Genomic DNA, 12,245 nt, shown 5'->3' with positions numbered 1-12,245 from the left:
CTCATTGCTAAAGTTTTGCAGCTCTCCTTGCATGCCATGCCATTTAAGATACCTATAGTGTCGCCAAGCAGGCTGGCAGGTTCTCTCTTCTAAAGCATGTTTATTTTTAAAAAGCGTGTGTAAAGCCCCTTAAACGGTTACTAAAGGTCTCTAAAATTCAGCATATTCTCTTTAAGCAAATTAAGGAATTTTTTAGCCAACATAGTGGCAGGAATAGCAGCTTATTATTGCCAGCCAAAAAGGCCTTCTTTAAAGCTTGCTGGCCAAAAAGCAGACCTTATGATTGCCGCTTAAGAAAACTCATAATTTAGGTTAAAAAATAGCCATTCCCAATTGGCATAGAATTCGCATAGATGAAAGAAGAAAAAAAACTTATGGAACACAACTTGTTAATTAACAAAACAACAAGTTAATTACACTTTTTATTTAAAAAATTATAATTAAGTAAAATTTCAATTTTTCAGTAAAAAAACATTGTTATTAAATTAATAAAATATTTAATATTTAAGGATTTTTTATGCAATCTGACTCTTCTTTTCATTTAAAGCAGCAATTAGGATATTTTAGAGAAATAGAAAACAATTTTGAGAGCGAACAAGTGGAATTATCAGCTGCTGATAAAGTTAAGCGAGCGCATGTTATCATGATTGGAGAAAGCCATGGTTTTGCGCAAGCAGAGATTAGCAGTCTTGTAAATACGATTGCGCTTGAACATTTGGCTAAGAATGATCTAGATAGAATCGCAATTTTAGACGAATCAGAAGAGGCTTCTGAGGCAAGAACAGTTGAATTTCGATCTATAAAAAGAGAATATAATGACCGCTTGATTTTTGGCTGCTGGGACAACCCCTTATCTCGAAAATCTATGCCTCTTTTTGCAAACCAAGTAATCCAGTGGACATATTCTAACATGCTGCACGGAATGACTCAATATCTAAGCGAACGTGAAGTGGAGGGGCTATCTTACATGCATGATACGATGAAAGAGGCTATTAATAAATTGATTCTATGGTCCAAAAAGGAAGAGATGATTGAGGAGGGATATGCTAGAATTTTGGAGCAGAATGCGGAGAAATTATCTGAAATAGTCGAAGGAATAAAAGCCGATCTATCAAAATTGATAGATAAAAAGGGTCTTACTTCTTATGATCTTAAGCATTTGCAGGCTAACTCCATTATTAAAAGCTATTCTTTTATGGATAACTTTAGTGAAATATTGCAAGCTTTAACTGTACATCCTCTGGATAGGAGAAATCGAGATGGGGAGGCAAATATTAACCGTGCATTACAATCGTGCGAAAAAGTGGTAGTAATTGCAGGTAGATCTCATTTAAAAGTCTTGCACGCTTCCGCAGAATTAGAAGAGAAAACTAACATCAAAAAAGGTATTCAACCTCTTTATCATGGGTTAGTAAAAAGAACTTCGCGAGACACTCATCTTCACTATGTTGTTTTAGAAACTCCTCCTCCAGAGGAGGGGCTTCCAGCAATTAGAGCAATTCCTGACAACTTGCGCGAGGAAAAACATGATCAAAGTCTAAGAGAACAATTAGGGGAAATAGAGACTTTACCAGAGCGCAAAATTAAAGGGAAAGAGAAAGATTCAGAAGAAACTAATATGTTTCAAATTAATGATTCAATATACCAATCGATCGAAAATAAGTTAGAAGAACTGAATAATATAAAGTCAATTGTAGATATTGGGAAGAAATTCACAGAAATTAATAGTTTAATTAAAAACAATCGCCATCAACTTGGCTTTATTCAAGTAAATGAAATGTGTAAAAGTTTGATCATTAATACTCTGCAACAACTAAGGGTAATTGAATTAGATAGAATTTCAACTTCCATTCCTCAGGGGGAATCAGTCGCCTTGAAAATCACTAGATTTTTTTCGAAATTAAATTTATGAGTATAGTTGTGCCTAAAAATGAGGGAGGGCACAATGAAATTTGAAATAGTAAAAGATTTAGATGATGAAAGATTTCGTCGCCTAGCTGGTGTTAAGCGAACAACCTTTAATAAAATGGTAGGCATTTTAGATCAATCGATTAAAAACAGGAGAGTTAACAGTGGGAGAAAAAAGAAACTTGGCTTAGAAAACATGCTACTAATGACTTTAGAATACATTCGGGAATACAGGACATATTTTCATGTTGGCCAAAGTTATGGCGTTAGTGAAAGCACAGCCTATAAGACGATAAAATGGATTGAAGATACGTTAATAAAGCACCCAGATTTTGCTTTGCCAGGGCGTAAAGCGCTTTTAAAGAGGGATGTTGAATATGATGTAATATTAATCGATGCAACAGAAACGCCCATTGAAAGGCCAAAAAAAGGCAAAAACACTTTTACTCGGAAAAAAGAAAAAGCATACCCTAAAGAGTCAAGTGATTGTAGATAAGAAGAGCCGGAAAATCATCTGCACAGCGTTTTGCAATGGTAAAAGACATGATTTTCGATTATTTAAAGAGTCAAAAACCCATATTCATTCGACAATAACTCTATTGACGGATACAGAATATCAGGGGCTACAAAAAATACATTTCAAAACTCAAATGTCTAAAAAAAGAAGCAAAAAGAATCCTTTGACGCAAGAAGATAGAAAAAGTAACCAAAAGCTTTCTAAAGAGCGAGTACTTAACGAAAATGCTATACGCTTTTGAGCAACTCTTTAATGTGTAATAGATAGGACTTAATTTGACATTTGTGATAAAAATAAAGGAAACACGATTTATAAGTCGCGAAGCTTGAAGCACTGTTGCTCATTAAAAGTGATAGCAGGGAAGTTGAAGTGAGCGACTTAAACCAATAAGGAGTGTCAAAATGTCAAATTCAGCAACTCATCAGAAAGTCATTAAAAATTAAACCTGGTGTTTTAAAGCTAGCCCAAACGTGAGGGAATGTATTCCAAGCATGTAAAATGATGGGATATTCTAGAGATAGCTTGTGTAGATTTAAAGAACTTTATGAAACGGGTGGAGGAGCAGCTCTTCAGGATACGACACGTAAAGAACCCTGCATAAAAAACAGGGTGGATGAGTCTATTGAAAAAGCTGTGGTTGATTTTGCTCTTTAAAAGCCTGCTTATGGACAGTTAAGAGTATGTAACGAACTTAAGAAACAAGAAGTTTTCATTTCGCCAGGAGGTGTGCGTTCTGTTTGGCTTAGATATAATTTTGAGACTTTCCAAAAACGTCTCAAAGCATTGGAAGCTAAAATGGCTTTAGGAAGAAATGATATTAACAGAGGACCAACTAAAAGCTCTTGAAAAAGCCAAGGAAGAAAAAGAAGCACATGGCGAAATTGAAACTGCAAATCCAGGCTATTTATTATCTCAAGATACCTATTACGTAGGCACTATTAAAGGTGTGGGACGCATTTATCAACAGACAGTGATCGATACCTATTCTAAGGTAGCTTTTGTCAAACTATATGACAGGAAAAATGCGTTGGTAGCAGCAGATATGCTTAAATGATCAAGTCATTCCCTGGTTTGAAGAGCAAGATATTCGTGTCTTAAGAATATTGACCAATCGTAGTACCGAGTACTGCGGAACAAGAGAGCATCATGAGTATGAACTTTATCTGGCCATTGAAGACATTGACCACTCGCGCACTAAAGCTCAACACCTTTTAAATCCATGGAATCTGCGAAAGCTTTCATCAGACCATCCAGAACGAATTTTATGCCCTAGCTTTTAGGAAGAAAGCGTTTAAAAATGTTGAAGAATTACAAGAGGATGTGGATAAATGGATGAATGAATATAATAACGAGAGAACACATACAGGAAAGTATTGTTTTGGCAAGACACCTTTACAAATATTCTTAGATGCTAAACATCTTGCGCAAGAAAAGATGTTAGATAAGTTACAACTGACAGAAATAGTACCTGCCAGGTAACTCATGTTTGTCAGGTCAAGTGCTGTCTAGGACAGCTTAAATGGTAAATAAAATCTTCATGCAATTTCCCTATTCCCAAGCTTTATTTATACTTAAAATATTATGAGTTTTTTAAATGTTTTTTGTATTTAAGCTGGATTCTTTGATAAAAAGGTTGTCTTTTCCTTCATCAATATCTCACTTTTTAGAGATATAATGCTCTAATAGTTGATGCTCGAAAGCTAGATTCTCATCATGGCTGAAAGCAAGCATTTCTTTAAATCGTATACATTCAGCTTCATTCTTGCAATAAATAAGATAGCTTTGTTTAAAAGAGTAAGGTACTCTTTTAGAAAAGATACGCATAAGGGGCTTGCAACCAAGACGTCTCTGATGGTGTCTTTGCCACAGGCTGTCTTCTTCTGCTATTTTTCTCCAGTGCTTACATACGCGCTGGGCCGTAGCAAGATTAGTGGCTGAAAGAAAAGAGAAAATGTGCACGATCAATTCCTCGGGCAACATGGCTATGGGCGTAGAATTAATTATATTGTAATGTGAAGAGTTTGGATTTATGCAAGTGAATGGATTGAATAATGACCACAAACAGGACATAGTTAAAAATTTTTGATTAATTATTATAAGGGCATGCTTTAGGCTCATTAGTATAACAAAAAATCAATTTAAAGCAATTTTTTAATTGATTGTTCAGTTCTTTCGAGCGTAAACAAAAGTGTTGGCAATCCTTTATAAGCAGCAGCTTTGTAGGAACTCCAGTAAGCTTTCCAATGGCCATTTAATCTACCCATTCTTAAATCCAGCATTGCATTAGCATTTTCTGTCCTCTACCAAGCTCCCGCTCTTTTCAGCCTCTTTTTTACCACATGTCTTAAGGCTACTTTCTATCTCGCCTTAAGCCCCTGGATAAAACTTTATCTAAAGCACTTTTATAATTCATCCTATCCGATCTTTTTTCCACATATAGTGATTTAAATTTTATATTTCTTGCCATTAACATATACTTAAAAAAGAATAATCAATGGTTTAAGCAAGAGTAGAAAACTTATTTAAGTTTGCTGCTACAATCTTCTTAAAATTAGCCCAAAAGGTTCCAATAGGGTTAAAAGAGGGAGAATATGGCAGTAAAAATAAAATCTCACACCCTGCCTTTTTGATAAGCTCATGAGTGGTTGGCGATTTATGGAAGGTAGCATTATCCATAATCAGGACCTGCCCTGTTTTAAGTTCGGATATCAATATTTTTTCTAGCCAAAAGTTAAATAAGAGTGAATTACAAGTACCTGTATAACAAAAAGGAGCTAAAATTTTAGACTTCTATTTAGCTGCTATAAAGCTTTCCCTAGCAAATGAACGGCCTGCTATAGCACCATAAATCTTTTCTCCTATAAGTGATCTTGCATGTTGGCGCTGTAAGTAGGCATTTATTCCGCTTTTATCCATGTAAATTCCATTTTAGCTTTTCACTATCAATTTTACTGGGGCTCTGCCGTCTTTTTTTAGGAGCTAAATAGCCTTGTTTCTTCCGCTTAATCCAGTTTGTTAACGTGCGAACTGTTACGCCAAAAACATGACTAGCTGGGGCCATTGAGCCGCCATTCTCTATATAATTCAAAGCTTTTTTTCTCAAATCGTGTGAATATATCATGCCAATTAATTATACCTATATCGTCAGAAAAATAAAATTTAAATAGCTATACAACACACAAGCTTTCATTCTTTCCCTGCCCGACATGCCTTGCGCCAAACCTTAATAAAGGTGCTTGGTTGACCTAGCCTTGCTTTATTTTTAAACCGATCTCGATCTTTTGCCTAGGAAATTGTTTGCCTGGATGGATGATGTCTTCTAAATTTTTTAGCTTACTTTATTCTGCGGCCTTAAAACAGGTCTTAAGAATGATCGCCTAGCTCATCAGCAGGCTGCCAGGAGAAAAGAGATGGGTCTATCCTTATTAAGGAAAAATTCTCATTAAATCTAGCTTATATCTATCTATAGGCTAGACTATATTCCTTGAGAACCTTTAGAAAAATTTAGATAGTCTGTAAAACAGGTAATTTTTTCTTTTTTAATTCTTTGATAGGTTTGGCTAAGACAGCTACTTCCTCCTCTTTTGACACGGGTTGTAAAGTTTTTTCCTTTTCCGTCGTACGCGTCACATCTACCCCTAAAGAACCAAGCTTTTGAAAAAGCTCTCCATAGCCTCTGTCTAAGAAATGCAATCCCGAAATTACACTCGTTCCTTTAGCTAAAATTGCAGCCATTACATAAGCAAAACCTGCTCTTAAATCAGGAACAGAAATATCTCTTGCAACAAGAGGAGTATTACCTTTAACTATAATACTATGGCAAAAACTTTGGGAAGCAAAGCGGCATTCTTTACCACCCAAACATTGCCTAAAAAGCGTAATATCAGCTCCCATTTCCTTCAACACCTCCGTATAGCCAAAACGATTTTCATACACAGTTTCATGCACCACTGATGATCCTGTCGCCTGTGTAAGCAGCACAACGAAAGGCTGCTGCCAATCTGTCATGAAGCCGGGATGCACGTCTGTCTCTAGGTGGAGCCCGCCTTGAAGGGGTCCGTCATAGTAGAATTCAATTCCATTACTCTTAATTTCAAATCCTCCTCCTACCTCTCTAAGCTTATTTAAAAGAGTAATCATATTTTGATGCTGAGCGCCTTCCACAAAAACACGTCCTTTGGAACTTATAGCTGCTATTCCCCAAGAAGCTGCTTCAATACGATCAGGGATCACGGTATGTTCCACTTCATAAAATCGTCGTGTACCTTGGATATGTATCGTACGATCCACATCTAATGTAATAATGGCACCGAGTTTTTGCAAAAAAAGAATTAATTCTACAATTTCTGGTTCAATGGCTGCATTTTTTATTGTGGTTAAGCCCCGAGCTGTGACGGCTGCTAAAATGGTATTTTCTGTAGCTCCTACCGACGGAAAAGGCAAATGTACTAGCGTACCTTTCAGGCCATTGTGAGCATGAGCAAAATAAGCTCCTTCGCGCTTCATTCCTCTATATTCAATAACAGCTCCTAATTTCTCTAGAGCAGCAATATGAAAATCTACCAAGCGCATTCCAATATTACATCCCCCCACCGTTGGCACAATAATATCTTCTTCAGTACGTCCCAATAGCGCTCCAATCATCAAAATAGGAATTCGATTGGCTCCAGAGAACCTTTGAGGGATATAAGAAGTTTTAAGTTCTTTAGTAATCACTTCCATGACCCCATTCACCCGGTCCCACTGCACATCCATGCCTATTTCTTTACATAAATCTACTGTAACCGCCACATCCCCAATGTTAGGAACATTATAGAAGCGACATTTTTTATCTGAGAGAAGAGAGGCTACCAGCAGTTTAGTCATCGCATTTTTTGCACCTGCTGCTTTTACATGACCTTTTAAAGGGGTTCCGCCCTTAATTTTCAATATTTCCATGTTTTTAATGCAACCATAGGTAAAAATTAATTTATTGTTAAATGCTCGAAAAAAAGCTCGATTATTCGTAGTTTTTTTGATTATCTTATTAACAAAAAAAACTTTTAAATACAATAAGAATCTGAATTAAAGTTAATTTTTTTGGATAAATAAAATAAAGCACCTATTTTTACACTTTATTTTGTCGAATTTTGTAATAATTTATCACTTCTTCAATCAACGAGTCTGAAAATAAAAGGGATAAATGGCCTACATTTGAAAGTGTTAATCGTTTGGTATAAATAGTTTCATTAAATAAAGCACTGGAAAGAGGAACTAATAAATCTGTTTTACTAGCTATATGGAAAAAATGAGTTGTAGAGGGCAAATTTAAAATTCTCTTACTAAGGTTGGCTAAAAAAGCGCTTTGCGGATGCATTTCTTTAACAGCCTTCCCTATCCCCCAAGCCGCCAAGAAAGCTCCTTTTAATGGAGAGCCTAAAGTAATAATATCTGTTACTAGCAAATTACATTCAGCCAATTTAGAAGCAGCGACACAGGCTACGATCCCCCCCATTGAATGGCCAATAAGTGTAATATCATTCCTTCCTGTCACTCTTTGAATTTCTAGCACTTTATTTCGGACTTTTTCGGCATGGATTTCAATAGATTCGAAAGGCTTTCCTAGATGCACCGTAAAAACAGGCCCTAATTTTTCTTTAGAGAAGCGGTAACGATAATAAGCCCATGAGCCACTATTACTATAAAGTCCATGAATAAGTAAAATAGGTTGTTGCTCATTTCCTTTATGAGGATCGCGTTTTTCTAAATCTACAAAACGTAAAAAATTTAAAGCTATCAAAGAAAAAAATTCACAAACAATAGAATAAATATAATTGGCCAAAGAAACTAAAGATTGAGGAAGCCTAGAAGCCATCGAATTTAACATATTTCCACTCAGAAAAACTCCTAAAGCGCCGGCTGAAAGTATAAATGTATACTTAGAAAGCACAGAGAATGAAGTGCTAGAAAATAAATTTATCACTCCTGTCAAAGTAGCCAGGCTACATAAAGTAGCTAAAGCTAAAAGAGCTAAATGCTTAATTTTCCAATAAAATGCTGCTTTTTCATTTTTTTGGTTCCCTTCATTTATAAAGGAGTGATTACACGGTAATCGGGGGGGACGGTGAATATTTAGGGATGCCATTTCATGATCCTTCTTTAAGAGGGGCCATTTTACTAGAAAATATTTTTATTTTGAACTTTTATTTCTAATAAATTTAAATTGGCTTTCAAACATTTACCTTTAATCTTATTACCTAATAAGTAGAGAGGTAATTTTTTTAGAAAGTTTATAGAATGTTAACTAGCCTTGCTTACTGCCTTTTCTATTTCTAAACATTCATCTACCTTTTCTTATTTGATCTTTTATGAATAGCAACCAGCCAAAAGCTCAGCTTACCTTTCTAATTTAAGAAAAAGCAAAAAAATGTTTCATTCAAATTCTTAGATTTCTAAAATAACGCCACATCTATTAACGATTAAGAGGTAGAAATGATAGTAAGAACAGGTATAGGTCAAGATAGCCATCGTTTTTTACCGGTTGAAACCTCAAAACCCTGCATTATTGCCGGGCTAATCTTTGAACATACCCCTGGATTTAATGCTAATTCTGATGGTGATATTGTTTTTCATGCCATCTGTAATGCTATAAGCTCGCTCTCAGGAGTCTTAATTTTAGGAAATATTGCCGATGAGCTTTGCTTAAAAGATGGAATTACCGATAGTGAAGTTTATCTTCTTGAAGCTATAAAAACATTAGGGGCTCAGAAAGTTACGCATGTGTCTATCACCTTAGAAGGTAAGAAGCCTAAATTTATAGATCGCATTCAAGCGATGAGGGAAAACATTGCACGCGTCATGCAAATCGAGTTATCACAAGTAGGAATAACAGCAACTTCAGGCGAAGGCTTGACAGACTTCGGTTGTGGCGAAGGGGTCCAATGCTTTGCCATAGTGACCACCTGTCAGCCTACAGCTTTATCTCCGTGAGTGCCTTCCTTCTACTTTCAAATAAGCTAAGGCTTAAATCTACTTCTTAAGCCTCTTTAAAGAGCTGGAGAAGGCTGTTTATAAGAATGTTAATAAATATCCCGAAGATAACGTTTTTCGTTACGCAAATGCTTAACGAGTGCTTTTGCTTCCGCTTCGCTTTTCTTACCATGAACTTGAATAATTTCATGCAAGGCAGATTCTACATCTTTTGCCATACGCGCAGCATCCCCACAAACATAAATGTAAGCGCCTTCATTAATCCAGCGATAAAGGTCAGCGCCTTGCATTAGCATACGGTGTTGGACATAAATTTTTTCCTGCTGATCACGTGAAAAAGCGACATCTAAGCGGAGCTTACCTTGCCGCTCTAAGCTTGTCCAATAATCTGCATAATAAAAATCAGTCGCGCGATTGCACTCCCCAAAGAAAAGCCAATTTTTACCTTGAGCCTCCTTCGCCATCCTTTCTTGCATGAATGCACGGAAGGGGGCTACGCCAGTGCCAGGGCCAATCATAATAATAGGCGTATCAGAGTGAGAAGGAAGTGTAAAACCATGATGAGGTTGAATATAGATGGGTACAACAGGCTGGTGAAGAGGGACTGTTTCGCATAAATAATGCGTGCACACCCCTACCCGCTGATATCCATTGGTATGATATTTTAATACCCCTACAGTAAGATGCACTTCTTCTCCTACTGCCGACATTGAAGAAGAAATAGAATATAGACGAGGTAGCAAGGGCATAAGCATATTGCATAGCTCTTGCAAAGAAAAAACTACTTCGTTGTTCTCTTCTAAGATATCCCACAGCTCATGGGACTGTAAATAAGCTTTAAACTTTTCTTGAGCGCCTTCTGCCAGAACAGCTTCTAACGTTTCTCTTTTTTTCTGATTAGGTTGCCCTTGAGCAATTATTGACAAAAACTTTTTGCTTAAGTCGGTCACATTAGCTTTTGTGGTTAAAAAATCGCGCAGTGACATACTCTTTCCTGTATGCTTGCTAATTATCAATTCCGAACCTTGGGCACGCATAGCAAGAAGTGTTTTATTAACTATATCTTGAGGATTGATAGGAAAAATACCTAGGCTATCGCCCACTTTATAGGTCAAGCCTGATCCTTTAATATCTAAAACCACATGTTGAGTATTTTTTATAGATTCTTCTCGAGTTAAATTATAACGTTCTTTGATTGTGGCCAGAAAAGGATGATGTCGATTGTAGATTAAGGATTCCATAAAATTAGTATTTAGAAGTTAAAATCAACAAAGGGTAACATAATTCTTTTTGGCTTTCAGCAAAATTCTAACTTATTTAAAAATGAGTTACCTCTCATAATCTGCTTGAAAATTAACAATTCTTCAACTATTATTTTCAATATAATAAGAAAATATAACTGGTTTTTATGAGTTTAATTAATTGTGATTATAAAAACTTTACAAACAATCAATCGGTTGATAAGAATATCACTTTTTTACCCACCAGAACAAAAGACACGACTACTTTTTTTTGGGGCATTGCTGAGCCTCTTCACCCACCTGCTGCTCAACTTTCGTCTCAGGCTTCTTCCCATCCAAGCCAAAATGCAGGCAATGAGCCTACTCCCCTGCCTCCATTATTACCGTTGAAGCCTCCTGAAGACATCCTAAAGCAAGGAGAAGAAATAAAAAGCAGGAAACTACTCTCTAATGGCATCAAATATATAGGACCTTTAAAAGCAGGTCTTCCCGAAGGAATCGGTAAGCTTACCTACGAAATGATAAACGAAAAAACTCAAACTCTCTTCTTTACCACCTACTCCGGCGAATTTCGTGGGGGAAGATTAAATGGTCGAGGATTGATTGTTTACAGTAATGGAGATAAACTAACAGGAAATTTTCAGCATAACTTATTAGTGGGACTAGGAAAGCTGGTCAGACAAGATGGAAAAACATTTTCTATTCTTCAAAATCCTGATCACAGCTATTTGATAATAGAGCCCCTTTATCTAAATAAAGGCTGCTTCTCTCTTAAATAAGATATTTTCCATTTACGGAAATAAGCTTATTTTAATACGATGTCTGTTCATTAAGCGGCCATGGCGGAATTGGTAGACGCGCTAGATTCAGGTTCTAGTAGGGGTAACCCTGTGGATGTTCGAGTCATCTTGGCCGCAATCCTTTAGCTAAATTTTTATGTATGAGTAAGGATGGATTACCCTTTATCTCCCCAAGTAGCTATTGTCGCTAATGGCGAAATTTCCTCTTATTCTCAGACCAAGCATCTTCTTTCTTCTTTTTCAAAGATCATAGCCGTAGATGGGGGCTTAAAACATTGCCAGAAAATGGGAGTCACTCCTTGCCTTCTTATCGGAGATTTAGACTCTTTAGAAAAAGAAGTTCTTGAACAATATGCAGATCTTCCCCTTTTAAAATATCCTGAAGATAAAAATGAAAGTGATTTAGAGTTAGCCATCCATAAGCTTTTAATGGAAAAAGTAGAATCCATTGCTTTATTTGGTGTATTAGGAAAGCGCAGTGATCATCTTCTTTATACCCTGTACCTTCTGTCTCGTCACCCTTCTCAGCTTATGATAGAATCGGAAAAGGAGACTATTTTTTGTTTACAAGGACACAACCGGATTAAGACGTTTATCGGGCAAACAATCTCTTTAATTCCTTTATCTCCAGTGTATGGCATCCAAACTCAGGGCCTTAAATGGGAGTTGCAAAATGCTGATTTTGACAAAAAATTTATGAGTTTATCCAATGTATGTAATAGCAACGCTGTGGAAATTAATATAATTTCTGGTGATTTAATATGCTTTCTTCATAAAAACTCCTAATTTATTTAGAGAAATTAGATTTTT

General features: G+C 36.3%; 11 protein-coding genes, 1 tRNA gene and 2 pseudogenes. 7 read left to right on the top strand and 7 right to left on the bottom strand.

The annotated features are described in order from the left end of the window. The first annotated feature begins 517 nt into the window (after positions 1–517). The 3 genes and pseudogenes from DB41_RS00775 to DB41_RS11105 all read left to right on the top strand — a co-directional run bounded on the left by DB41_RS00775 (position 518) and on the right by DB41_RS11105 (position 3,904). Positions 518–1,912 (top strand): hypothetical protein, encoded by a 1,395-nt coding sequence (locus tag DB41_RS00775; RefSeq protein WP_039383308.1) that lies wholly within the window; start codon positions 518–520, stop codon positions 1,910–1,912. A 33-nt stretch (positions 1,913–1,945) separates the two neighbouring features. Beyond that, a pseudogene (locus DB41_RS12150) lies at positions 1,946–2,657 on the top strand (IS5 family transposase); the annotation flags it as partial. A gap of 176 nt (positions 2,658–2,833) precedes the next feature. Then, positions 2,834–3,904 (top strand): annotated as a pseudogene (locus DB41_RS11105) (IS481 family transposase). Between the two features lie 177 nt (positions 3,905–4,081). On the opposite strand, the gene DB41_RS00745 reads toward DB41_RS11105, so the two are convergent. The 6 genes from DB41_RS00745 to DB41_RS00730 all read right to left on the bottom strand — a co-directional run bounded on the left by DB41_RS00745 (position 4,082) and on the right by DB41_RS00730 (position 8,549). Continuing rightward, a complete protein-coding gene (locus DB41_RS00745; protein WP_255350889.1) occupies positions 4,082–4,405 on the bottom strand; it encodes an F-box protein in 324 nt (107 codons plus the stop codon). A 519-nt stretch (positions 4,406–4,924) separates the two neighbouring features. Beyond that, complete coding sequence (locus DB41_RS00740) at positions 4,925–5,206, bottom strand: transposase (protein WP_039383302.1); 282 nt, start codon at positions 5,204–5,206, stop codon at positions 4,925–4,927. Positions 5,207–5,215: 9 nt separating this feature from the next. Beyond that, positions 5,216–5,341, bottom strand: coding sequence for a hypothetical protein (locus DB41_RS12460; RefSeq protein ID WP_255350888.1), 126 nt, complete (start codon positions 5,339–5,341; stop codon positions 5,216–5,218). Beyond that, a complete protein-coding gene (locus DB41_RS11100; protein ID WP_080502335.1) occupies positions 5,334–5,546 on the bottom strand; it encodes an IS630 transposase-related protein in 213 nt (70 codons plus the stop codon). Before DB41_RS11100 ends, DB41_RS12460 begins: the two co-directional genes overlap by 8 nt. A gap of 383 nt (positions 5,547–5,929) precedes the next feature. After that, the gene (murA, locus tag DB41_RS00735; protein ID WP_039383300.1) at positions 5,930–7,363 is read right to left on the bottom strand and encodes a UDP-N-acetylglucosamine 1-carboxyvinyltransferase; all 1,434 of its coding nucleotides are present in this window, start codon (positions 7,361–7,363) and stop codon (positions 5,930–5,932) included. A gap of 169 nt (positions 7,364–7,532) precedes the next feature. After that, the gene (locus DB41_RS00730; RefSeq protein WP_039383298.1) at positions 7,533–8,549 is read right to left on the bottom strand and encodes an alpha/beta fold hydrolase; all 1,017 of its coding nucleotides are present in this window, start codon (positions 8,547–8,549) and stop codon (positions 7,533–7,535) included. Between the two features lie 347 nt (positions 8,550–8,896). Here DB41_RS00730 and ispF point away from each other — a divergent pair, with 347 nt between their 5' ends. Then, positions 8,897–9,394, top strand: coding sequence for a 2-C-methyl-D-erythritol 2,4-cyclodiphosphate synthase (gene ispF, locus DB41_RS00725; protein WP_039383297.1), 498 nt, complete (start codon positions 8,897–8,899; stop codon positions 9,392–9,394). 89 nt (positions 9,395–9,483) lie between these two features. Here ispF and DB41_RS00720 read toward each other — a convergent pair whose 3' ends face one another. Further along, entirely contained in the window at positions 9,484–10,635 is a 1,152-nt protein-coding gene (locus DB41_RS00720) for a sulfite reductase flavoprotein subunit alpha (RefSeq protein ID WP_039383295.1), read from the bottom strand. A gap of 167 nt (positions 10,636–10,802) precedes the next feature. Between DB41_RS00720 and DB41_RS00715 the strand changes: the two genes are divergently transcribed. From DB41_RS00715 to DB41_RS00705, 3 genes are all read left to right on the top strand, one after another. After that, on the top strand, positions 10,803–11,414 hold the full coding sequence (locus DB41_RS00715) for a hypothetical protein (protein WP_039383293.1): 612 nt from the start codon (positions 10,803–10,805) through the stop codon (positions 11,412–11,414). Positions 11,415–11,468: 54 nt separating this feature from the next. Then, positions 11,469–11,552 (top strand) — tRNA-Leu (locus DB41_RS00710). 33 nt (positions 11,553–11,585) lie between these two features. Next, positions 11,586–12,221: a thiamine diphosphokinase gene (locus tag DB41_RS00705; protein WP_039383291.1), complete on the top strand. Its 636-nt coding sequence runs from the start codon at positions 11,586–11,588 to the stop codon at positions 12,219–12,221. Positions 12,222–12,245: the final 24 nt, after the last annotated feature.

Source organism: Neochlamydia sp. TUME1 (assembly GCF_000813645.1).
In the GTDB taxonomy this organism is placed as follows: Bacteria; Chlamydiota; Chlamydiia; order Chlamydiales; family Parachlamydiaceae; genus Neochlamydia.
The sequence above is the reverse complement of the archived record's forward strand: the minus strand, read 5'-3'. Positions and strand labels throughout refer to the sequence as shown.